The organism is Kangiella sp., assembly GCF_048265365.1.
Taxonomy (GTDB): domain Bacteria; phylum Pseudomonadota; class Gammaproteobacteria; order Enterobacterales; family Kangiellaceae; genus Kangiella.
Genome location: NZ_JBLXBT010000001.1, coordinates 429,894 through 451,725 on the forward strand (window position 1 = coordinate 429,894; position 21,832 = coordinate 451,725).

Consider the following 21,832-nt stretch of genomic DNA (forward strand, 5'->3'; position numbering starts at 1 on the left):
ATTGAGCAAGCTAATAAAAAAGCGTCTCTAGGCCTCTGGGCAAATTCCGTTTCTTTCCAAATAATTTTATTTCACAGGAACTCGTTTCAAGACGTTTCTATGTTTCAATAAACAACTCGATACTATGAATCTAACTGAATTAAAGCAAAAGTCAGCTCAAGATCTGTCTGAAATGGCGAAAGCCGTTGGTCTTGACCACATGGCGCGTATGCGCAAACAAGATATCATCTTCGGTCTACTGAAAAATCACGCCAAAAGTGGTGAAGACATTTTCGGTGGCGGTGTTCTCGAAATCCTTCCTGATGGTTTTGGTTTCCTGCGTTCCGCTGAAGGCTCTTACCTGGCCGGTCCCGATGACATCTACGTTTCCCCAAGTCAAATCAGACGCTTTAACCTGCGAACGGGCGATACCATTTTCGGCAAAATTCGCCCACCGAAAGACGGTGAACGTTATTTTGCCCTTCTTAAAGTCGCAGAAATCAACTACGACAGCCCTGAAAACTCTCGCAACAAACTTCTCTTCGAAAACCTTACCCCTCTCCACCCAGACGAACGTATGCGTATGGAACGTGGTAATGGTTCAACTGAAGATATTACTGCGCGAGTCATTGATCTGGCAGCTCCTATCGGTAAAGGACAGCGTGGATTAATCGTATCGCCACCTAAAGCCGGTAAGACCATGATTTTGCAGAACATAGCACAATCGATTACCAGTAATAATCCAGAATGCATGCTGATCGTATTACTTATCGATGAGCGTCCAGAAGAAGTAACCGAAATGCAGCGCTCGGTGAAAGGTGAGGTGGTTGCTTCAACCTTTGATGAGCCAGCCGCACGACACGTTCAAGTCGCCGAAATGGTTATCGAAAAAGCCAAGCGTTTAGTAGAGCATAAGAAAGATGTCATCATTTTGCTCGACTCGATTACTCGTCTAGCACGTGCCTACAACACAGTAGTGCCATCATCCGGCAAAGTATTAACCGGTGGTGTCGATGCTAACGCATTGCAGCGTCCAAAACGATTCTTCGGTGCCGCACGTAATATTGAAGAAGGTGGCAGCTTAACCATTATCGCGACAGCGCTAGTGGATACCGGATCAAAAATGGACGAAGTCATCTACGAAGAGTTCAAAGGTACCGGTAACATGGAACTGCATCTTTCACGTAAGATTTCAGAAAAACGTGTGTTCCCTGCTATCGACTTCAACCGCTCAGGTACGCGAAAAGAAGACCTCTTAACGTCGCCAGAAGAACTGCAAAAGAACTGGATACTACGCAAAATTCTACATCCAATGGATGAGATCGATGCGATTGAATTTTTGATCGATAAGATTGCGTTGACCAAAACTAACGATGAGTTCTTTGACGCCATGAAAAGATAGGCCATAAAAGGTCTTTTTAGTTTTTTGCTTTGTTAGTCTCGTTCTCACTCGGTTACGTATTATTATACGCGCCCTCGCTGTGAGCGAGACTGCCTCGCAAAATTCCTAAAAATCCACTTTTCTGGCTCTATCTTTAGTGAACATTAATTACTACCCTCATTCACTATTAGTGAAATCGTCATTAAAAATCTTGCTACGCCTTGCCTGGAAAGAAAAATCTTAATTTTAGATGCAGTTTAGTAAGTTAATCTGTTCCTTTAGTTTATTGCTTTGTTAGTCTCGTTCTCGCTCGGTTACGTATTGTTATACGCGCCCTCGCTGTGCGTGATTTAGGAATGCCCTCGGGTAAGAGACTGCCTCGCAAAACTCCTAAAAACCCACTTTTCTGTCTCTATCTTTAGTAGGCAATCCAAAGTAATTACTGAATATTATCCAAAGTAGCAATCTAACACCCTTATCGGTAGGGTTTTACTGATAATCTGCTAAAATACCTGCACTACTTATCAACTCAAAATTCTCATGCAATACAAAGATCTGCGTGATTTTATCGCTAAGCTGGAGTCCATGGGCGAGCTTAAGCGTGTTTCTGTGGAAGTTGATCCTTATCTAGAGATGACGGAAATCTGTGACCGTACTTTGCGGGCAGGTGGTCCGGCGATCTTGTTTGAGAATGTCAAAGGTCATTCGATTCCTGTGCTGGGCAATTTGTTTGGCACCACGCGTCGGGTGGCTCTAGCGATGGGTAAGGAAGACTTAACCGGTTTGCGTGAGTTGGGTGAGTTGTTGGCGTTTTTGAAGGAGCCTAAGCCGCCGGAAGGTTTTAAGGATGCCTGGCAGCAGTTGCCGGTTTTTAAACAAGTTATGAATATGGCGCCTAAAGTGGTTAAGAAAGCGCCTTGTCAGAAGGTGGTTTGGGAAGGCGATGAGGTTGATTTAAGCAAGATTCCAGTGCAGACCTGTTGGCCCGAAGATGCTGCCCCTCTGATGACCTGGGGTTTAACCATTACCAAAGGGCCGCATAAGAAACGTCAGAATCTCGGTATTTATCGCCAGCAAGTTATTGCTAAGAATAAGCTCATCATGCGTTGGTTAGCGCATCGTGGAGGCGCTCTAGATTTCAGAGAGTGGTGCCAGCAAAATCCTGGTCAACCGTTCCCGGTTTCGGTGGCCTTTGGTGCCGACCCTGCGACCATTCTTGGTGCGGTTACACCAGTGCCGGATACCTTAAGTGAATATGGTTTTGCTGGTCTACTGCGCGGTGAAAAGACTGAGGTGGTCAAGTCGATAGGTAATGAGTTGCAGGTACCCGCAAGCGCCGAATTTGTACTGGAAGGTTATATCGATCCAGAAGAAATGGCCGATGAAGGCCCTTATGGCGATCATACCGGCTATTATAACGAGGTGGATAGCTTCCCAGTATTTACTGTTGAACGCATTACCATGCGTGAGGATCCTATCTATCACTCAACTTATACTGGTCGCCCACCGGATGAGCCAGCGATTTTGGGTGAAGCACTGAATGAAGTTTTTGTACCGATTTTACAGAAGCAATTCCCGGAAATTGTCGATTTTTATTTACCGCCGGAAGGTTGTTCTTATCGTCTGGCAATTGTTTCCATGAAGAAGCAATATCCTGGTCATGCCAAGCGCATCATGATGGGTGTCTGGTCATTCCTGCGTCAGTTTATGTATACCAAGTTTGTTATCGTGGTTGATGACGATGTGAACACTCGTGATTGGAAGGATGTCATCTGGGCCATTACTACGCGCGTTGATCCAACCCGTGACTGTACCATGATTGATAACACACCGATTGATTATCTGGATTTTGCCTCACCGGTATCTGGCCTTGGCTCAAAAATGGGTATCGATGCGACCAATAAGATGCCCGGCGAAACCAATCGTGAGTGGGGCAAACCGATTGTGATGGATCAGGCGATTAAGGAAAAAGTGGATGCGATGTGGCAAGAGCTTGGTCTGGATCCAGAAGACGATAAATAATTGATTTGAGAGAAATGATTCGAGCCAAAATTATTTGAGAGTAATATGTCAGAACACAATACTGAAAATTTAGAAGCTACTTTTGTGAATTGCGAAGTGACGCTGGTGCGTCGAATAGGTCGTGATGTTTACTGGGTGCAATTGACGCCGACCGAAGGGCGTTTACCTTCATACACTGCTGGTCAGTATTTGATGCTGGAGCTTGATGACGGCTCTATGTGCCCTTTCTCGATCGCCAGTTCACCACTGCAGGATGTGCTGGAGTTGCATATTCGAAGACTGCCGGGGCACGATGCAGCTGATAAAATTGTCAGTCAATTGAAGCACCGTAATCTTGTGAGAATACAGATGCCATATGGTGAGTGTGTGCTTACTGAGTCAGAGCGTCCAGCAGTATTTATAGCCGGAGGAACTGGCTTTGCTCCATTTCATTCCATTATTAAGACGGCCTTAAAGAATGGCGATAACCGACCCCTTACTTTATATTGGGGGGCACAAACTTCTGCCGATCTGTACTTACTGGAAGAGCCGCAAACCTGGGCAGAAGAGTTCAAGCAATTTACTTTTATTCCGGTGTTATCGGGTCTTGATGAGCAGTGGCAGGGACGTAAAGGTTTCGTTCATCACGCTTTCATGCTGGATCACGATGATCTAACGAATATGGATATTTACGTCGGAGGTTCTGAACCGATGGCCATGTCAGTTTATCAGGATCTATTAGATCGTGGCGTCAAAAAGACCTCTATCCACTCTGATATTCTTAATATTAAGCGTGATATGGGCTTGCTGGATTAGTAGCAGGCCTTAGACCTTTTTAAAGATTAAAGAAGTATTAATACCACCAAAAGCAAAATTGTTGCTCATGATGTATTGATGATCCATTTGGCGATTATTCTCAACAATATAATCTAGCTCGGCGCAATCGGGATCTAAATTGGTAAGATTTAAAGTCGGTGCATACCAGTTGTTGTTCATCATTTCAATTGACAGCCAGGCTTCGATTGCTCCACAAGCTCCCAAGGTATGACCAAAGTAGCTTTTTAGCGAGCTGATTGGCACGGCGCGTTTAAATACCTGTCGGGTGGCCTGAGTCTCTGCAACATCGCCGCGATCAGTGGCTGTGCCATGGGCACTGACATAACCAATCTCATCGGCAATTAGACCAGCATCTTTAAGAGCTAGTTGCATAGCTTGTGACATGGTTTCCTGTTGTGGCTGAGTAACATGTGCTCCATCAGAGTTACAGCCAAAACCAACAATTTCAGCCAGTATGCGAGCGCCTCGTGAAATGGCATGATCATAATCTTCAAGAATTAATGTTCCCGCTCCTTCGCCAATCACCAGCCCATCACGATTTTTGTCAAAAGGACGTGGCGTTTTGTCGGGATTCTGATTATTAACTGAGGTCGCGAAAAGTGAGTCAAATACAGCACCTTGAGTGATGCATAATTCTTCAGCGCCACCAGCAATCATGAGCTTCTGACGGCCAAATTTGATCGCTTCGTATGCATAACCGATGCCCTGGCTGCCTGATGTGCAGGCACTACTGGTTGGAATAATGCGTCCTTTACAGCCGAAGAAAACACCCATATTAACTGGAGCAGTATGACTCATCATTTCAACGTAGGAAGTTGAAGTGAAGCCAGTCATTGGACCGCCTTTGATCAAATCACCGAAGACAGGGATGGTGCGGGTGCTGCCAGAGGAAGAGCCGTAAGCAATCCCAGTATCGCCATTAGTGAGTGCGGGATGGTCGAGTAAGCCGGCCTGAGCAAGTGCGTCCTGCGTGGCGCAAGTGGCAAGTAGCGAAACTCTGCCCATGCTGCGGATTCGTTTGCGCGGCAGTTTGGGAAAACTATAGTCAACCGGGGCTGCTAAACTGGTGCGCAGGCCTTCGCAATCAGCCCATTGGGGCATAATTCGAACGGCGTTCTTACCTTCAACCAAGCGCTGATATATATCGTTCCAGTTGTCGCCAAAGGCAGTAATACCGGACATTCCAGTGATGACAACGCGTGACATTAGGCCATACCTCCATTGACGGAGATGACCTGGCGAGTGAGATAACCGGCTGTATCGGAGAATAGATAACCAACCAATCCAGCGATTTCCTCGGGCTTGCCCATTCTTTTGGCTGGAATCATTTTCAGTGCTTCGTTAGCCAGCTCGTCGTGGACCATATCGGTTTCTATTAGCCCTGGAGCCACGCAGTTAACGGTAATTTTGCGGCGAGCCAGCTCAACGGCCAGTGCTTTTGAGGCACCAATTAAACCGGCTTTGGATGCGCTGTAATTGACCTGACCTCGATTACCGAGAACACCAGAAACTGAAGACATGACAACGATACGTCCGCCCTGCTTCTGGCGAACCATTGGCATAACCAAGGGTTTTACCACATTGTAGAAGCCATCCAGATTGGTATGAATGACGTCATCCCAGTCATCATCGCTTAAAGCAGGAAAAGCATTATCGCGAGTAATACCAGCGTTACAAACAACACCATAGTAAGCGCCATTTTGCTCAATATCAGCTTCCAGAGTTTGTTGAGTCTGGGTACGGTCTGCGATATCAAACTGTAGCAGGTTGGCGGTTCCGCCAGCCTGAGTAATCTGATCAATGGTTGCTTGAGCCTGTTCGAGTCCTGAGCGGCAATGCACGGTGATAGCGAAACCGTCCTGGGCTAATTGTAAGGCGATGCTTTTACCAATACCGCGGCTTGAGCCGGTGACTAATACTCTTCTACTCATAGTGTTAAGGGTTCTCTTTATTCAGGAGCTGATCCGTATCATTGCTCTCAAAAACATTCAATTTTGCCTGGCAGACAGGGGTTTCATTATGCAGAATTGAACAATCAAATGCACCCAGCCCAGAATCGTCCATAAATAACTCGGTAATAACCACCTGATAGGTCTGATTAGCAGCAAACAAGGCTTGATGGATATCAAATTTACGCGTGCCGAGCAGGAAGCCTAACTTAACCGGTTGCTCCACCAGATAAGCTCTGACTCCGGCCAGAGCGGCAACCGCCTGCGCCATGTACTCAATGCCAACCCAGGACTCAATACCTTTTAGTTCCGGGCAATAGAAGCGACTGTGTTCAGTAACTTCAAACTGGGCAGTGAGAGTGTTTTGCTCGAAGTCCAGGATCTTATCAAGCAATACCATGGGTGGTGAGTGAGGAACAAACTCAGAAACCGGCTTTGCTAAGATCTTGGCTTTTTTAGATTCAAATGTACTGTGCTTAGTTTGCATCGTGTGCATAGCCCTCCCCTACGAACGGCCGATTATAACACTGACATTGTTGCCACCAAAGGCGAAAGAGTTACTCATGGCGACCCTCAGTGCGGGGCTGGTGGTTTGCTCTGTGGCCAGATTCAGACTCGGGATAGCTTGATCATACTGATTATCGAAATGGTGTTTAGGAAAGCGATAGGGTGCAGCAGTCTGAGACAGGGCCAGCCAGCAAAAAGCCAGTTCGGTTGCTCCAGCTGCTCCTAGCGTATGGCCAGTAAGCGGTTTGGTAGAGCTGGCAATGGTTGAATCGGTCAGAATGCTGGAAGCAGCTTTGCCTTCCATCAGGTCATTCAACTCCGTACCGGTGCCGTGTAAATTTAAATAATCAATATCTTCAGCAGTAAGTCCTGCATCGTTAAGGGCCATTGCCATGGCGGCGGCGGCACCTTGTCCTTCGGGCTGAGGTGCAGAAATATGGTGGGCATCGGATGACTCACCGACACCCAATAAAGCAACTGACGCTGGTTCGCGCGACATAATAAATAGAGCTGCACCTTCGCCAATGTTAATGCCACTACGATTGACGCTAAAAGGTAACGAGAGATCGGGTGAGATGGCTTCCAGCGAATCAAAACCATTGAGCGTCATATCGCAGAGCGAGTCAGCACCGCCAACAATCACGGCATCGCAAAGATTATTCTCGATAAGACTACGAGCTGAGGCAAACACCTTACCACTGGAAGAACAGGCGGTAGAAATGGAATAAGCAGGGCCTTTCAGCTGGAGGTAATCTTTAATAAAGTTTGCTGGAGAGGACATTTGAATTTGCGAATAATCAAAGTCTACAGGAAAGCTGCCGGTTTGGGCATGAGACTGCAGTGCGACCTCACCTTCTGCAATACCAGAGGTGCTGGTACCCATAACAACGCCAATACGATCAGTGGAATAGGTTTTTGATAAATCGGAAAGCGGTGCTGAAAGCTGCTCAAGGCAGTTAAGAATCAGGCGATTATTGCGAGTATTATGATTGGCAAAAGGTGGTTGGATATCAGACAACTTTTGCTCGACCTTGCCCACCAGAAAAGCTTTGTCAGTGGCTGGTGAGTGATACGATTTCATACCCGAGGTATCAGCCTGGATGAGCTTAGAAAAAACCGCATCATGTTCGCTTCCTAGCGCATTAATCAGAGCCATATGATTGAGGTAAATAGTCGACTTATTCGGCATCGGAAATCTCTTCAAGGGATAAAAGATCAATATTCAAGCGGTAACCGCGCTGCAAATGTTGAAACTCAATATTACCCCGATAATAAACTGGTTCAGTGTAACGGATAACAATAATGGGTTGCTGGTTATGACTAATAACTCGCTCAAGAGGATTGCTGTGATTAACTTCAGCACCGGTTAAAGCTTGCGAGACGAGTTCGGCAGGCCATAAGCTTAGCTGCATATCGGCTAACAGATATTGAGGCTTCAGTTCTTCATTTGACGGCAAACCACTGGCTACTATTTGATCCTGGTTCATTTCAATAGAAAAAAGGCGCGTGCCGGAGGGTGTTAGCCCGACCATGATTAAGCGATGATCACGGACTTCAGTCTGAAATAACAGATCACGCGACTCATCCTGAAAATTGATTTGGGCACTTTGTAGAAGTTGTAGGCCATGTTCAAAAGGAAGTTTGTGGATCAGTTGAAACTGAACATCCTGCGCAATCTGTACCCGATGTTGATCGCTGATATAAGAAGGGTTGCAGCCCCAAATGGACAAGCACAGTATGAGAATTACGATGTAGCGCATAATTGCCCCAAAGTTTTTAATCGACGTTCTGTGTGTTGGACGAAAGGGTTAGTGGTATCCCAGGCGTAGCCAGCAAGAATCGAGCAAACCATTTCACGGATATTAGCAGGGGCATCATCAAAGTGGATAATGTCCTGCAACTGCCCTTCATACCATGACTCCACGAAGGCTTTGAAGGTTTGAACTCCTTGTTGCAAAGGGTCGGCAAATTCGGTCTGCCAACAGACGTCTTCGTCATTGAGCTGCTTCAGTAGAACATCGGTAGCCAGCTTGGCGGATTTGAAAGCGATAGTGACCCCTGAAGAAAAGATCGGATCTAAAAACTCGCCGGCATTACCCAACAATGCGTAGCGCTCACCGAACAGTTGCTTGACGTTAGAAGAGTAGGCAGTGATGTACTGTACGGTATTGACCTTTTTGGCAGCGCCTAATAGTTGCTTGAGGCGAACGGATTGGTTAACAGCTTCATCCAGCCACTGCTCATGGCGAGAAGCATCCTGTTCAGTCTCTAATTGATCAAACTCTAATTCCTCAAAAAAGTCGGGCTTGGCGACACAGCCTATTGAAGCGGTTCCGTCGGCAAATGGAATTAACCAATACCAGACATCCTTACATTGTGGGTGAGTCTCTATCAGGATTTTATTTCTGTCGTAAGTCGCTGAGTCGATATGGTCTTCTACATGGCAAAACACCGAGCTTCTGACCGGGAAAGTACTGGGAAGCGTTAAATCCAGCAGTCTCGGCAACACTTTGGCGAAACCACTGGCATCAAGAATAAAACGGGTCTTAATGTCACGGCTTGTGCCATCTTCATCCTGCAAGGTGACAGTACAAGGATCATTTAACTGCACTTGGGTAACCTGCTGACCAAAACAAAAGGTTGCACCTTGTTGCTCAGCAATCTGTGCTAACAATTGATCAAAGGGGGCTCGTTTAACTTGAAAAGTGCTACCGGGTCCTGAAGTAAACTTATCCCCGAAATCAAAGTGGCAAGGATGCTTGTTGGCAAAAAAAGCGGCGCCATCTTTATATTGGAAGCCAAGCTCTGGGGCTGCTGCTTCAATCGCATCCATCATGTTCGCTTCTTGTAAATAGACCATCGACTGTGGAAGCAGGCTCTCACCAATCGAGAAGCGAGGAAAGTGCTGCTTTTCAACCACCAGAACGCTAACGTTATTTTGTGTTAAAAGGGATGCAGCTAGGCTTCCTGCCGGGCCGGCGCCAATGATGATGACATCATACTGTGAGTTTAACTCAGGCATGGTTAAGTCCTTTAATATGGTAAATACGACTACCCAGAATAGGTGATAGTAAGAAGACGGTTAATATGCCCGTCAGCATGGTTAAACCAAAGGCATGGATGGCCGGTGTTTCACTGAGTGATAACAGGCCAAATGACAGGAAGGTTGTGGTGGCAGATAAAGTGACTGCCAGGTGAATATAGATTGATCGAGTTTTTGCTTCGGCATAAAAAAGTCCGTAATCAATGCCAATCCCGAATACTAGAAACAGTGCTAGAGTGCTGAATAAGTTAAAGCTACCAGTGACCAGTATGGTCATGATAATTGCGACAGAAGCTGCAAGCAGCGGAGCTAATACAACGTGGCAGGCAATCAGCAGATTGTATTTGAGCAACAGTAGAATCAGAATTGCCAGACAAGCTAGCAGCAGCATGTAGGTAGCTAGCTCACGATAGCTGGTAAAAAGCTGTGATATTTTGTCGACTTTGTTAATGAAGTAAAGATTAGGATTTTGTTCGGCTAACTGCTCAAGAAGGTGAATATTTTTTATATTCGAGAGGCTGATAATGGAGGTAGCTTTGCCTTCAATGTTACCTAACCATAAATAAGAAAAACGTTGTCCAATCGGTGATTGTAGCCATTCTGGTAGCTGTAAATAATTAGTATGGCTGGTGCGATAGGCGCGATTCAGTTCGGCAAATGTTTGTTGATCCAGTATACCAACTTCGAATAGCGGCTGAAGATTGGATAAGGTCAGTTGTTGACCAATCAGTTGATAGTCTGCTTCTTGTTGTGACCGACTCGGCACAAAATGTCCAAGATGCGAGTAACTGCTAATAACATTGTCTGTTACCAACTGATCAAGCTGGGTATCAAATTGATTAATGGTATCCAAAAGTTGTTCGCTGGAATTGGCGCGCAGCAAAAAGAATTGATTGGTTGCGGGAGCTGCTGTGATCTGGGTAAGCATGGCCTCCTGTTCAATCAGCTCTGCTGGAGCTGCCTGTAACTGACGAATATTGTCGTTATTCTGATCCGCAGTTAACAATAGGTAGCCGGCGAGAATGGGCAGCACTAGTAAGCTTACAATAACGTAGCGATGCGTTAGTTTTTGGCTAACCGAATGATGTTTTTTGAGCACTGAGAGAAAGGCCAAGGGGGTCGAAACCTTATAGTGGAAAGCATCGAATAACAGCACTACGGTAACAAAAGCGCCGACTAAACCAGTGGCACAAAAAACTGCCATTTGTTGCAGGCCGGGAAAAGGAGCCATATAAAGCGCGGTATAACCTATGACGCTAGAGATCAAACCCATGACAATGGCCATAAAAATATGCGGCAAGGGCTTGGAGTGGTGAATGGCGCTAGAGAAATAGTGAAAGGCATAGTCGACCGCGACACCTAACAGACTGGCGCCAAAAACCAGCGTTAATATATGGATAGAGCCAAAGACATAATGAACCACAGTGAAAGCAACAAAGATGCCAACAGCCAAGGAGGTTAAGGTCATAAACAGTGGAGCCACACTTCGGAAAGCGACAATTAACAGGAGGATGACACCAATTAAAGAGCCGACTCCTATGGTAGAAATCTCAGACTTGGCGGATGCCGCAGCATATTTTGCATAAAATACCGCACCGGTTGTTAATAACTCGACATCAGGATGGCTGCTGGCGAAATTGTTGGTTGTTTCGGTAATGCGGTCTTGAGTTTCGGTGTCAAACGGCGAGCGCTTTAATAGCGCAGACAGAATAACTAAATTATGATCAGGCTGAGAGAAAACCATCAGATCATCGACTATCTGCGCCTGAGAGGAAGGCTGATTTTGACTCACAGAATTTTGCAGGTAGCGATAGGATAACAACAATGGATCTTCTGGCATCAGATTAAGTAGCTGACCAGAAAGCGGTGAATAAAGAATTTGTAAGCTGTCATCAATAAAGGGTTCAGTACCAGCTGAGTACATGAGCTTGCGATCCGCTTCATTCAATAAGTGAAAGCGATGCTCAAAAACCACTTCAGCAATGGCTTGTTGCTCACTCTCGGTTATTTGAGTGTTGAATCGTTCAATCAACTGTGTTTGTTTAAGTTGGGCTATTAACGTTTGAGCCAGCGGTTGAAAATCAGTGTCTTTGTTTGTCTTTATGCCAAGAATGATCTGCTTGAAATTTTGGTCCGAAAATTGCGCGAAGGCTTCCTCGGCAAAAGGATCAGCTTCGGTCTCAGGCAATAAATTTAGAATGTTGGTTTCGATGTTGAAGCCAGTACTAGAACTAAGCTGCTTATAAAAAAGCTCCGCGGTGAGCAGAATAAAAATGAGCCAAAAAAGGGCTTTTAATTTAACGGACAAAATAGAGACCTAATGCTTCTTCAATTGCTGGGTCTTCAAACGGTATGAAAACTAACTCTGTAGTGTCGCCATTAGCTTCTGAGAAAATAAGCTGTTGAATGTTAGTGTTGCCAATGATGGTTATGTCAGTCAGCAAACGCCGCATATCATCATGTTTGGCCTGCAATTGAATCTGCCACTGTGTTTCATCACAAATCAACTCAGCAGAAAAGTTACGTTCAAGTTGTTCAAAATCACCCGCTAAAATAGCAAGAAAGGTTGAGGTGATGAGCTGACTGGCTTGTTGATTCGTATTGGCTGGTGCTGAAACAGCTTGGTCATGCTTGTTGAATTGCTTTAAGGAATCATTCTCTATAACAATGGTGCCCTTTAGCGGTAGAGAGGTTTGCCAAACCACGCCAAGCTCATCTGAAACCAGAAGATAACCAGTGGAGACTAGTGGTTTAGATAAAATGGCAATGCGTTTGGTCTGTTTAAATTGATTAAGGAGAGCATGCTCTCGAACTTGTTCTGTAACGGATTTGAGGCTACAGCTTTGTTCACAGTTGGCGCTGGCTTTGCTGGTAGCAAGAAAAGCAAAGGACAAAAAGAGTGTCAGTAATATTAATTTATAAGGATGCATAATAGTCTTCTAGTTTTTGAGACAGTACGGTAGGCGAAATTAATTGCATTTCAAACTCATCGGCGGTTACTGCAACCTGGATGGAGTGCCCTTTTGAAAGTTTCTTGCCTGTCTCCTGGTCTTCAATTCGGTAATCAATCAACAAACGGTTTTCACATTCTTTAAGGGTAGCAATACAGCGTAACTTTTGGCCGTACCTTGCAGGATTAACGTACTTCACTCGAATATCAATAATTGGCCAGTAAAAACCTGACGCTTTCATTTGTGGATAATCATAATCAATCTTTCTCAGTAGCTGACAACGCGCTTCTTCGAAGTATTTGATGTAATTGCCATGCCAAACGATTTGCATCGGATCAAGGTCGAAAAACGGTACTTCAATGCAATATTCTGCGCTTATTGGAAGCGAATGTAATTGTTTATTATTGATTGGCATAGGTGCTCCAGTGCTGCTCCTGAATTAAGGCAACGAAATGTCTCAGCTCATGCTCCAGAGGGCGGTCTTCACTGACCAGTTCAAAATGCTCGAACACTTGCTCTAAGGTGGAAAGAACGCCATCCGACAATGATGATTTATCCAGCTGGTTTTGTCTGATGCGTAACGTTACCGCCTGAGTGGCGGCCATTAATGAAGCAGCAGCGACTTGCTCGGTAAGTTGCAAAATGCGTAGACAGTCGCGAGCAGCAATGGTGCCCATACTGACTTTGTCTTGATTATGACATTCTGTGGAGCGTGAAAAAACGCTGGCAGGCATAGTTAGTTTTAATGCTTCGGCAGTCCAGGCGCTAACACCAATTTGGACGGCTTTGAAGCCGTGGTTTAACGGTTTGCGATGCTCTGAAGCAGCGGACAGATTATTGGGTAAACCGTTATTAAATTTGCGATCCACTAACAGAGCCATCTGCCGATCCATTAAGTCCGCAAGGTTGGCAATACCCGTTTTCATGGTATCCATGACCATCGCAATATGACCACCGTAAAAGTGACCGCCATGTAGAACGTGTTGGCCTGCTCCATCGATAATGGGGTTATCGTTGGCACTGTTTAATTCGGTTTCGATGGTTTGACGCATCCACGGCATGGCATCTTTTAGCGCACCGATAATGTGCGGAGCACAGCGGATCGAATAGCGATCTTGCAGACGATCAGAATTGCGCGGATGCTTATAGTGATTCAGGTCGTCGCGAATCCAGGCGGCCACCTGGTTTTGGCCAGGATGTGGTTTAACTGAAAATAACAACTCATCGAAATGTGCGCTGTTACCCTGTAAGGCAATCGAACAGAGTGATGTGATCCGAGAGCATAGCTGAGTTAAATAATCAGCCCGTTCAAAGGCAAGACAGGCCAGCGCCGTCATCACTGCGGTACCATTCATTATCGCAAGCCCTTCTTTGGGTTGAAGCGTGATGGGTTTGATACCTAGATTTTTAAATACGTGTTCCGTGGGTTGGAGCTCTCCTTTGTAGAGCACTTCGCGTTCGCCAACCAGCGCTGCGGCAACATAAGAGAGTGGCGTCAAATCGCCACTGGCACCGACCGAACCTTCTTCAGGTATGCGTGGCAAAATGTCCTTTTGCAACAGCAGTTCTAATTGTTGTAATAATGACCAGCTAACTCCTGAATAACCCTGACTTAATGATGCTAACCTTGTCGCAAGAATGGCGCGAGTTTGTTCGGCAGAAAAGGTACTGCCGAGACCACAGCCATGAAAGCGAGTCAGGTGTAGAGGTAGCTCATGAACATCTTGCACGGGAACCTGGGTGGTGACAGAATCACCATAACCTGTAGTAACGCCATAAATAACACCATCTTCGCGCAATAGCTGTTTAATAAAGTTAGCTCCCTGATCTATCTTGTCTTTGAAATCAGGCGCAGAGTTAAGTTGGGCAGTAGCATTGCCTTTTGCGAGTTGGCAAATCTGCTCAATGGTGAGCGAGGAATGGCCAAAAGTAATATTTGTTTTAGTGTCTGTCACGGCGGTGTGTCTCTTGTGTTTTTGATGCGCTACGCTGAATATGTTGCTGGTCGTCTTTTTGCCAGAATGTGAAGAAGTTAAACCATTGGTAAGGAGATTTTAAACAATAATACTCTAGCCTTTCCGAGTAACGTTCAATTATGGATTGTAACTGCTCATTTTTATTTCTTCTAGCCAGTTTCAGGCTCTCAGCAAAGGGTTCCAGATAAACATGATACTGGCCAGACTGCTTTAAGCAAAACAGTAAGTAAGTCGGGCATTCCAGGATGCTGGCTAATATAAATGGGCCTTGCGAAAAAGGAGCTGGATAGCCAAGAAATGGAGCATAATTGACACGTCCGGATTGTGAAATCGAAGTTCTGTCACCAACAATAATAACCACTTCGCCTGCGTCAACTTTTTCTTTCAGCATGATTGCCGTTTCAGGCCCCAGCGTGTCTACCTGAATAAGATTGATTGAAGCTTTAGGATTGAATTTTTCAACGGCGGTCTGAAACTTTAGCGCGTGTTTGGTGAAAACCAAGGCATTAATTTTTAATGAAGAATCGGTTGCGCCAAGCGCTCTGCACAGTTCCAGATTACCCAGGTGCGAGCCAATAAAGACAGCTCCGGTTTTGCTCACATTCTTACGTAGTTTATCGAACACGTCAGGATTATGAAAAACCAGATCCTCAAGATGCACATCGCCCAGCCAGCCTCTTATTTTATCGATGGCGAACAAGCTAAACTGATAAAAGTGAAAATAGACATGATACCAACGGACTTTCTTAGTGGATTGATTGTGACGATTAACCCGCTGCAAAAATTCATAGGAAGCTTTGCGGGCTTTGCGGGCAGTCAGTACGAAATAGGCAATGACGGGAACTAAGGCAATTCGGAATAACCATTGACCAAAAATCCGATAAAGCCAGACCAGAATCTGTATACCAAAAGTGGTGCCGCGTTCTTTAGTGGTAGACCAATGTGGATCTAATCTTTTGCTTCCACGTTTAAAGTGACGGGCGATCAGTTTAGGCGAGCGTATCAGCATGCCGAAGACCAGCTTGGTATGCATTTTGGTAATTAACCAGTTGTCCTTGACCATGCGAAAATGAGAAGAGCCATCATCGGGATAGGTAACTTTGGTCGGGAAGTTGAGAATATCTACTGAGGCCCAGTAAAGCTTGACCAATATTTCAGTATCAAAATCCATACGTTTGCCAATAGCAGAGCTTTGTATAAGCTGCACAGTGGCGGGAAGCGGGTAAAGACGATAACCGCACATGGAGTCCTTGATTTTGAAGGACAAAGTTTCTACCCAAACCCAGAAGTGGGTCAGGTAACGTGGAATTAAACGTCCTAAAGGCACCGAATCATCATAGTCCGGAATACCGCAAATAACGGCTTCGGGATAATTGCTACTTAAAGCGATGAAGTTGGGAATATCTTTAAGGTTATGTTGTCCGTCTGCATCAACTTGAATGGCGTGACTATATCCTTGTTCGTGGGCGGCTAACAGTCCGGCCATGACGGCAGCACCCTTACCTGAGTTTTCAGCCAAGTTAATCACTTGCAGAAAGCTAAACTGTTCAGGTAACTGATTTAGAATGTGGTGCGTCTGTTGATTGCTACCGTCATTAACCATGATCACTGGTAGATTCAAAGGCTCAATGGCCTGTAACACCTGCTCAATGTGCTGAGTGTGATTGTAATTTGGAATGACGATACAGTGAGATGACTTCATCAGGACTCAGACTCAGCGTGCGTTAGAAAAATTTTTCCTGAGGAGTATTGGTGTTCGGAATTATAAAAACGGAAAGCGAGCACTTGTTTGCTGACATCGAAGCTTAAATCTAATATCACCAGACTGTTTGGGGTAATGACGTGTTGAAACTTAAGAGTCTTAATGGTCGTGACCTGCCTAGTTGATGACGTTACCGGCTGACCGGCGAGAAAGCTGGAAAAATAATGCAAAGCCCAACTGATTTGTACAACTCCAGGAATGATAGGGAATTGATCAAAGTGTCCGGCAAAAGCCTCAAGCTCAGGGTTTATCATAAGCTCAATTTGTAGCTGATTGTCGGCAACATGTTGAGAAATAACGTCGGGATAGTCCATATCAAAATAAACCCATAAGTTGCTCTAAAGTTAATTTACCCTGTGTATTGTAGGGTAAGCATTCAAGGTATCGCCATTTGCGAGGTATAGCAACGGCTTCGTAGGTTTCTGCTAACTGTGACTTAAATAATTGATTTAAATACTTCTTATCATGGTGATTGATAAGCTCCCTGCCCTGTTCGCTGAGAACTATTACTGCCCCCAGATAAGTCCGATGATGTTGTAAAACCACGACCTTGGCTTGTTCAATATATGGTGATGATTCTAGAGTATGTTCAATAGCATCAAGGGAGACTCTTTTCTCCTCAATTTTGACCACTCGATCCATTCTGCCAAGTAGCTTGAACTGGTGGTCAGAGATAAGTTCTAAATCGTCATCCAATAAGATCGTTTGATTTAAGTAAGGTGTGGATAAAATCGCAGGCTGATTTGCTTGCTTTTTAATGGTTATATCGGGAAACAGTGTCCACACATCATTAGAGTTTTTCTGATTGCGATAACCGATACCACCCGTTTCGGTGCTGCCGAACACTTCCGCTGGGAAAATACCCAGCTGGTGGTGTGTCGTTTGTGCAGCAGTATGGCTCAATAAACTGCCCGAGCTAAAACATTGCTTCAGTGACACTGTGCCAAGATTGAGATCCTGTCTAGATAGAAATGCAGGGCTCGAGATTAAACAGATATTGTTTTTAGTGTGACATAAGGGCTTGAGTTGCTCTTGATATAAAACGATCTCAGCGTAAAAAGTATAGCGATAAAGTAAAGGCCACAGCAGCCTGAAAATGAGGCCATAAATATGGTGATGAGAAACGGTCGACAAGAACGTGCACTGTGTAACGGATGAGCCGAATACGGACTGGATAACGCTGACCTCAGTTAAGATCTGATTGATTGACTTGCTAATAGATTTTGGCTCACTGGTTGAACCGGAAGTAAAAAAAACGACAGTGCTGTTTAAAGTATTTGGTACAACCAAGTTATCAAGACTGTGGTCTGTAATATGAGACGAAAAATGTATGCTGGGTAAGGCGGAGTCGAGAGAAACCTCGCCGATTGCCGCATCAAAATTTGACTGAATGTGGGCCAGCCATTCAGGCTTGTTATTAGCTGTCAGTACAATATCTTTTTGTAGAGTAAGCAGTGCAATAAAATTAACTGCGAAGTCATAACTGTGATCGGCAAACAATAAATAGGATTGATGTGGCAGCTCAGAGATATTGGCCACACACTGGGACACGTCATTAAGGAACTGTGCGTGTGTGTACACTTGGTTCTTGTCATAGGCGACATTATAGCTATGATTTTGAAGTAATAGCTGTTGGATTTTATTCACACAATCGATCACGCCACTACCCTACCCTGCTTGATGCACTAATTTTCGATAGATAAACTCAGCAAGAAATAAAGTCCCCATTAACACATATGAAATCAGTCCGTTATATAGAGTCCAGATTTCAATGGTGGTAAAGAAAACGGTATAAAGCGAAGCGAGAATGTTGAAAATAAAAAACAGACACCAAATTTTAGTGACCTTTGTGGTGTAAGGGATGGCTGCCGCAGGTAAGTCAGGATCCTGGATACGTGCAATTCTTTCGATGATAGATGGTGGTGAGTAAAGGCTATAACCAAATACGGCCAGAAAGCTGGTTGTGATAATGGCAGGGTAAAGTTGCAAGCCTAAGGTGGAGTTAAGAAAGTAACTCAGGCTGGCAATAGCTAATCCGGCAAAAAGCACCACAATCCAGAGGCCCTTAATTGCTTGAAAGAGCTTGCCTCGAGCAACAAAACTTCGAATGACGACCAATGCGGCCAGTAATAATGCTATCAGTTTTGGCTCAAAATGTTGTAGTCCAAAATAAATAGCTATGGGGTATAAAATGACCACCATAGCGATTATTGTCTTCAACAAAATTTGCATCATTAGTTGTGCGCTAGATCATACACCGCGTCAACTACATGTTGCATTGTACGTACAGCTTTGAAAGTCTCAGGATTAACCGATTTACCTGTCATCTCTTGAAGCTTGATAACCAAGTCGACGGTATCAATGCTGTCCAGATCCAGATCGGTATACAGATTTGCTTCGAGGTTAATGTCATCACCATCAACCTCAAAATCATTAACCAAAATGCTGACTAATTCTTGATAGATATGATCTTTAGTATCGAAACTTGCCATTAATTAGCCCCTCTTTGTTGCTCAATAAAGGTCGCTAAGGTGCTGACAGAGTAGAAATGCTTTTTAGATTCTTCAGAGTCCGAATCTAATTTAATATCAAACTTTTTCTTTAGTGCCAAGCCAAGTTCAAGTGCATCAATTGAATCAAGCCCTAAACCATCGCCAAATAAAGGCTCGTCGGTTTCAATATCATCAATGTTTATATCTTCAAGATCAAGCGAGTCAATAATGACCGTTTTAATCTCGTTTTCTAAGGATTTCATTATCTGCCACTTCCTCTAAAAAGACTGTCTTAATGTGCTCCGTTAAGCGTCTTGCTGCGATTGATTCATTTTTTTCATTGTGAATAAACGGAGTAATATCAATTTCCTCAACAACCCTCATCGAAAATTGTGCTTTACGAGGAGGGATCTGATACCACTTTTCTTGTTTTGTTAGCGTGGTTGGGACACAGTCAATAATTACCGGCAAAAGATTTTTTTTGCAGCGAATGGCAATATTAGCCGCGCCGCGCTGCAACTTTATGGGTTTATCAGGAACTGTGCGGGTACCCTCAGGAAATATCACTAGATTATAACCTTCTTGTAGGCTTTTGTTACAGTTTTGTATAAGTTTATTTACATCCTGGTCATTGTTAATAAAGTCCGCAACTCGAACCACCCGTTTGAGGAAAAAGTTGTTCCAAAGCCCTTCTTTCACCACACAATCTGCGTTGGGGATTAGGGAGATCAGAGCAACCACGTCTATTAAGGAGGGATGATTGGCAATAATGATTTTGCCTTCAACGCCCTGCAACTCTTTCTTTGCCTGCTCTAAATTGAAGGTAAAGATGCCGAGTGCTTGCATAAATCGAATGAAAACAAACCAGCATTTGTGAATCAGATAGCGGGCTTTACGCTTACGTACCAATGGATCGCGGTTAAAAACGCCGATTACGGGGAAAACTAATAGGGATAGTAGTAACCCACCAATACCAAATGTGGCGAAGGACAACCCGGTGGCGAAGACGCGCCAAAGGTAATTGATTCTATAAAACATGCTTGCAAAAGTCCCAGCGGGTATCCTGGCTGTGAATAGTTTGCTGCTGGCTGTCACTGTGTAGGAAATCAAAGAATCTCAGAGCTAAAGGAAAATCAGGTGTTTTGTGTTCCTCAAGGTCAGTATACGAAAAGGAAACAACAGGCTGATTATCAACAGGTTGAGATAGAAGTAGTGACAGGCTATAACTCGGGTATAGGGTGTCTTGAAGCTCTGAAAAAGGCGGGCCCACTTCCAAGTCAAAACAGGTCAATAAAACCTGGCTGCTGGGAAAGCGTTGTAGCTGGTTGTAGCTTTCCAAAAGCGCGTAACCAAAGGTGTTAGAGTTGGCGGCAATGCTGGTGCCGGGATGTGTATTGTTGGTAAAAATGGAAAACAAGCCCAGCGAGGCGTTATGAACCGATAAACTAAAGTCTTTTGGAGAGACTTCGTGCTCTTCAAACATACTTTTCACTATGCTGATGGTTCTATTGAGCTCACCATGTTGCGATGCAAAAACGGTCATGGTTTGTTCGGGGTTAATATTACATTGCTCAAGACAGTTCAGAGAGCTGTGCATAGCTAATTTGCTGAGCCCGCTTAAACGTCGACGCTTGATGGGAGGTATTTGCTTTAAACTGATTGTTTCAAAATCGGCATAAGTAGCCAGATTTTTGAGCTCTCTGGACTTGTTATCAGTCGGATCAATCCAGCAATATGAAGATAGAACGCTAAGTTTGATAATATTGTTATCCATTATTTTTCTATCTATTGTAAAGGGCCACTAACTTGCGAGAGTCTAGCCGATTTGATCTTGCACTTCAAACTTCGTAGACTCGTCTCTTGCTTGCTACGCATAAGAAAAGGCCACCCGAAGGTGGCCTTGAATCTTTTGGTTAAATCAATTATTGGTATTTAGCTACGATCGAATTGACTTCATTATTCATTACCATGCCTTTAATGGTGTCCTGTAAGGCTTTGGCTTTCTCTGGGGCCAAGCCGTTTTTGCTGAACATAAAGGACACATTTTCACTCGGAATCTTAACATTAGACTCCTTGATTTGTGAATCAAGACCTTTGCGCTTGATGATATAACGACCTTCAATCGGGTCCGTTAAAACGCCATCAATGGTGCTATAGATAACATTGTAAAAACTCTGCTCACCGGAGTTATCATCAACAAATAATGGGCCATACTGAGGGTGGTTCATCAGGTTATATACATCCTGACCGTAGTAATAGTCGTTAGTAATCCCAACTTTATTGCCGCCACTCAAAAAGCCGGCAAGAGTTTCTCCCTGGAAGTCGCTGGTTGAGCGAACGAATAAAGAGAAAGACTCGTTACGGTAAGGTACAGAGAAATCACCAAACACTCGACGATCAGCAGTTTCAGTAGCGCCAGCTAATACATCGATTTCACCTTCTTCGAGGGCTGTAAGTAGCTCGGTCCAGCTTTTCTGAACATACTGAATGTTACATTGATTCGAGTCGGCGACTTTTTTAAAGATTTCAACATCAATGCCCTGCATTTCACCGTTATGCAAGAATTGGTAAGGCGGACGTGGCTCCCAGCCAAATTTGATCACACAATCGTAATTGGTGCTGGCAGCAGTTTCAGTAGTTGAAGGGTTGTTATCCCCTCCTCCACAAGCCACAAGGAAAAAAGTACTGGCAAATAGTAAGGTGCTTAGACGATTCATAAAGCCTCCCCAAGCTTTTTAATTATAATCACAGAATTCATCTTGCAACTAAATGTGAACTGGATCAAGTATTTGTTGTATAAAAAGCCGACAAAAAGGATGAAAAGCGTCCAATAACTGTCTGAAAACCCACCAAATAGGTTAAAAAGTAAGCCAAAAGCGTTGTAATTTGTAAATTATAGCGAAACTTGATTTTTGGGGAACATAAAAAAAGCGACCAAAATGGTCGCTTTGTGA

The 21,832-nt window shown here is 44.4% G+C and carries 22 protein-coding genes; 3 read left to right on the forward strand and 19 right to left on the reverse strand.

Annotated elements, in window-relative coordinates; all coding sequences use genetic code 11:
- Window positions 1-124: 124 nt before the first annotated feature.
- The 3 genes from rho (at window position 125) to ACN0VI_RS02040 (ending at window position 4,177) form a co-directional block, all read left to right on the forward strand.
- Window positions 125-1,381, forward strand: coding sequence for a transcription termination factor Rho (rho, locus tag ACN0VI_RS02030; protein ID WP_331889820.1), 1,257 nt, complete (start codon window positions 125-127; stop codon window positions 1,379-1,381).
- Window positions 1,382-1,900: 519 nt separating this feature from the next.
- The gene (gene ubiD, locus ACN0VI_RS02035) at window positions 1,901-3,382 is read left to right on the forward strand and encodes a 4-hydroxy-3-polyprenylbenzoate decarboxylase (protein ID WP_331889822.1); all 1,482 of its coding nucleotides are present in this window, start codon (window positions 1,901-1,903) and stop codon (window positions 3,380-3,382) included.
- 45 nt (window positions 3,383-3,427) lie between these two features.
- Window positions 3,428-4,177 carry an NAD(P)H-flavin reductase gene (locus ACN0VI_RS02040; protein ID WP_417445595.1) on the forward strand — a complete coding sequence of 250 codons (750 nt, stop codon included), beginning with the start codon at window positions 3,428-3,430 and terminating at the stop codon, window positions 4,175-4,177.
- A 9-nt stretch (window positions 4,178-4,186) separates the two neighbouring features.
- On the opposite strand, the gene ACN0VI_RS02045 is transcribed toward ACN0VI_RS02040, so the two are convergent.
- The 19 genes from ACN0VI_RS02045 to ACN0VI_RS02135 all read right to left on the reverse strand — a co-directional run bounded on the left by ACN0VI_RS02045 (window position 4,187) and on the right by ACN0VI_RS02135 (window position 21,595).
- The gene (locus ACN0VI_RS02045) at window positions 4,187-5,404 is read right to left on the reverse strand and encodes a beta-ketoacyl-ACP synthase (RefSeq protein WP_417445596.1); all 1,218 of its coding nucleotides are present in this window, start codon (window positions 5,402-5,404) and stop codon (window positions 4,187-4,189) included.
- The gene (locus ACN0VI_RS02050; RefSeq protein ID WP_417445597.1) at window positions 5,404-6,129 is read right to left on the reverse strand and encodes a 3-ketoacyl-ACP reductase FabG2; all 726 of its coding nucleotides are present in this window, start codon (window positions 6,127-6,129) and stop codon (window positions 5,404-5,406) included. Before ACN0VI_RS02050 ends, ACN0VI_RS02045 begins: the two co-directional genes overlap by 1 nt.
- 4 nt (window positions 6,130-6,133) lie before the next feature.
- Entirely contained in the window at window positions 6,134-6,643 is a 510-nt protein-coding gene (locus tag ACN0VI_RS02055) for a 3-hydroxyacyl-ACP dehydratase (RefSeq protein WP_331889834.1), read from the reverse strand.
- Between the two features lie 9 nt (window positions 6,644-6,652).
- Window positions 6,653-7,843, reverse strand: a complete 1,191-nt coding sequence (locus ACN0VI_RS02060; RefSeq protein ID WP_417445598.1) for a beta-ketoacyl-[acyl-carrier-protein] synthase family protein — start codon at window positions 7,841-7,843, stop codon at window positions 6,653-6,655.
- Window positions 7,833-8,414, reverse strand: coding sequence for a DUF3261 domain-containing protein (locus ACN0VI_RS02065; protein WP_417445599.1), 582 nt, complete (start codon window positions 8,412-8,414; stop codon window positions 7,833-7,835). The genes ACN0VI_RS02060 and ACN0VI_RS02065 overlap by 11 nt, the downstream gene beginning before the upstream one ends.
- Window positions 8,399-9,676 carry an NAD(P)/FAD-dependent oxidoreductase gene (locus tag ACN0VI_RS02070; protein ID WP_417445600.1) on the reverse strand — a complete coding sequence of 426 codons (1,278 nt, stop codon included), beginning with the start codon at window positions 9,674-9,676 and terminating at the stop codon, window positions 8,399-8,401. The genes ACN0VI_RS02065 and ACN0VI_RS02070 overlap by 16 nt, the downstream gene beginning before the upstream one ends.
- Window positions 9,669-12,005 carry an MMPL family transporter gene (locus ACN0VI_RS02075; RefSeq protein ID WP_417445601.1) on the reverse strand — a complete coding sequence of 779 codons (2,337 nt, stop codon included), beginning with the start codon at window positions 12,003-12,005 and terminating at the stop codon, window positions 9,669-9,671. Before ACN0VI_RS02075 ends, ACN0VI_RS02070 begins: the two co-directional genes overlap by 8 nt.
- A complete protein-coding gene (locus tag ACN0VI_RS02080) occupies window positions 11,995-12,627 on the reverse strand; it encodes an outer membrane lipoprotein carrier protein LolA (protein WP_417445602.1) in 633 nt (210 codons plus the stop codon). Before ACN0VI_RS02080 ends, ACN0VI_RS02075 begins: the two co-directional genes overlap by 11 nt.
- Window positions 12,614-13,063, reverse strand: a complete 450-nt coding sequence (locus ACN0VI_RS02085; RefSeq protein WP_417445603.1) for an acyl-CoA thioesterase — start codon at window positions 13,061-13,063, stop codon at window positions 12,614-12,616. The genes ACN0VI_RS02080 and ACN0VI_RS02085 overlap by 14 nt, the downstream gene beginning before the upstream one ends.
- Entirely contained in the window at window positions 13,050-14,603 is a 1,554-nt protein-coding gene (locus tag ACN0VI_RS02090; RefSeq protein WP_417445604.1) for an HAL/PAL/TAL family ammonia-lyase, read from the reverse strand. The genes ACN0VI_RS02085 and ACN0VI_RS02090 overlap by 14 nt, the downstream gene beginning before the upstream one ends.
- Window positions 14,590-16,326 carry a glycosyltransferase family 2 protein gene (locus ACN0VI_RS02095; RefSeq protein ID WP_417445605.1) on the reverse strand — a complete coding sequence of 579 codons (1,737 nt, stop codon included), beginning with the start codon at window positions 16,324-16,326 and terminating at the stop codon, window positions 14,590-14,592. The genes ACN0VI_RS02090 and ACN0VI_RS02095 overlap by 14 nt, the downstream gene beginning before the upstream one ends.
- On the reverse strand, window positions 16,326-16,700 hold the full coding sequence (locus ACN0VI_RS02100) for an AMP-binding protein (protein WP_417445606.1): 375 nt from the start codon (window positions 16,698-16,700) through the stop codon (window positions 16,326-16,328). The genes ACN0VI_RS02095 and ACN0VI_RS02100 overlap by 1 nt, the downstream gene beginning before the upstream one ends.
- 1 nt (window position 16,701) lies before the next feature.
- On the reverse strand, window positions 16,702-18,045 hold the full coding sequence (locus tag ACN0VI_RS02105) for an AMP-binding protein (protein ID WP_417445607.1): 1,344 nt from the start codon (window positions 18,043-18,045) through the stop codon (window positions 16,702-16,704).
- Window positions 18,046-18,054: 9 nt separating this feature from the next.
- Window positions 18,055-18,606 carry a hypothetical protein gene (locus ACN0VI_RS02110; protein ID WP_417445608.1) on the reverse strand — a complete coding sequence of 184 codons (552 nt, stop codon included), beginning with the start codon at window positions 18,604-18,606 and terminating at the stop codon, window positions 18,055-18,057.
- A gap of 14 nt (window positions 18,607-18,620) precedes the next feature.
- Window positions 18,621-18,878, reverse strand: a complete 258-nt coding sequence (locus ACN0VI_RS02115) for an acyl carrier protein (RefSeq protein ID WP_331891009.1) — start codon at window positions 18,876-18,878, stop codon at window positions 18,621-18,623.
- Window positions 18,878-19,141: a phosphopantetheine-binding protein gene (locus ACN0VI_RS02120; protein WP_331891007.1), complete on the reverse strand. Its 264-nt coding sequence runs from the start codon at window positions 19,139-19,141 to the stop codon at window positions 18,878-18,880. The genes ACN0VI_RS02115 and ACN0VI_RS02120 overlap by 1 nt, the downstream gene beginning before the upstream one ends.
- Window positions 19,116-19,916 carry a lysophospholipid acyltransferase family protein gene (locus tag ACN0VI_RS02125; protein WP_417445609.1) on the reverse strand — a complete coding sequence of 267 codons (801 nt, stop codon included), beginning with the start codon at window positions 19,914-19,916 and terminating at the stop codon, window positions 19,116-19,118. Before ACN0VI_RS02125 ends, ACN0VI_RS02120 begins: the two co-directional genes overlap by 26 nt.
- On the reverse strand, window positions 19,906-20,652 hold the full coding sequence (locus tag ACN0VI_RS02130) for a beta-ketoacyl synthase chain length factor (protein ID WP_417445610.1): 747 nt from the start codon (window positions 20,650-20,652) through the stop codon (window positions 19,906-19,908). The genes ACN0VI_RS02125 and ACN0VI_RS02130 overlap by 11 nt, the downstream gene beginning before the upstream one ends.
- A 148-nt stretch (window positions 20,653-20,800) precedes the next feature.
- Window positions 20,801-21,595, reverse strand: coding sequence for a substrate-binding periplasmic protein (locus ACN0VI_RS02135; protein WP_417445611.1), 795 nt, complete (start codon window positions 21,593-21,595; stop codon window positions 20,801-20,803).
- Window positions 21,596-21,832 lie beyond the last annotated feature (237 nt).

What these genes read in the sequence shown, in the direction of transcription:
- rho (WP_331889820.1), top strand. Translation starts at nt 125, where the DNA reads ATGAATCTAACTGAATTAAAGCAAAAGTCAGCTCAAGATCTGTCTGAA.
- ubiD (WP_331889822.1), top strand. Translation starts at nt 1,901, where the DNA reads ATGCAATACAAAGATCTGCGTGATTTTATCGCTAAGCTGGAGTCCATG.
- ACN0VI_RS02040 (WP_417445595.1), top strand. Translation starts at nt 3,428, where the DNA reads ATGTCAGAACACAATACTGAAAATTTAGAAGCTACTTTTGTGAATTGC.
- ACN0VI_RS02045 (WP_417445596.1), bottom strand. Translation starts at nt 5,404, where the DNA reads ATGTCACGCGTTGTCATCACTGGAATGTCCGGTATTACTGCCTTTGGC.
- ACN0VI_RS02050 (WP_417445597.1), bottom strand. Translation starts at nt 6,129, where the DNA reads ATGAGTAGAAGAGTATTAGTCACCGGCTCAAGCCGCGGTATTGGTAAA.
- ACN0VI_RS02055 (WP_331889834.1), bottom strand. Translation starts at nt 6,643, where the DNA reads ATGCACACGATGCAAACTAAGCACAGTACATTTGAATCTAAAAAAGCC.
- ACN0VI_RS02060 (WP_417445598.1), bottom strand. Translation starts at nt 7,843, where the DNA reads ATGCCGAATAAGTCGACTATTTACCTCAATCATATGGCTCTGATTAAT.
- ACN0VI_RS02065 (WP_417445599.1), bottom strand. Translation starts at nt 8,414, where the DNA reads ATGCGCTACATCGTAATTCTCATACTGTGCTTGTCCATTTGGGGCTGC.
- ACN0VI_RS02070 (WP_417445600.1), bottom strand. Translation starts at nt 9,676, where the DNA reads ATGCCTGAGTTAAACTCACAGTATGATGTCATCATCATTGGCGCCGGC.
- ACN0VI_RS02080 (WP_417445602.1), bottom strand. Translation starts at nt 12,627, where the DNA reads ATGCATCCTTATAAATTAATATTACTGACACTCTTTTTGTCCTTTGCT.
- ACN0VI_RS02085 (WP_417445603.1), bottom strand. Translation starts at nt 13,063, where the DNA reads ATGCCAATCAATAATAAACAATTACATTCGCTTCCAATAAGCGCAGAA.
- ACN0VI_RS02095 (WP_417445605.1), bottom strand. Translation starts at nt 16,326, where the DNA reads ATGAAGTCATCTCACTGTATCGTCATTCCAAATTACAATCACACTCAG.
- ACN0VI_RS02100 (WP_417445606.1), bottom strand. Translation starts at nt 16,700, where the DNA reads ATGGACTATCCCGACGTTATTTCTCAACATGTTGCCGACAATCAGCTA.
- ACN0VI_RS02115 (WP_331891009.1), bottom strand. Translation starts at nt 18,878, where the DNA reads ATGGCAAGTTTCGATACTAAAGATCATATCTATCAAGAATTAGTCAGC.
- ACN0VI_RS02120 (WP_331891007.1), bottom strand. Translation starts at nt 19,141, where the DNA reads ATGAAATCCTTAGAAAACGAGATTAAAACGGTCATTATTGACTCGCTT.
- ACN0VI_RS02125 (WP_417445609.1), bottom strand. Translation starts at nt 19,916, where the DNA reads ATGTTTTATAGAATCAATTACCTTTGGCGCGTCTTCGCCACCGGGTTG.
- ACN0VI_RS02130 (WP_417445610.1), bottom strand. Translation starts at nt 20,652, where the DNA reads ATGGATAACAATATTATCAAACTTAGCGTTCTATCTTCATATTGCTGG.
- ACN0VI_RS02135 (WP_417445611.1), bottom strand. Translation starts at nt 21,595, where the DNA reads ATGAATCGTCTAAGCACCTTACTATTTGCCAGTACTTTTTTCCTTGTG.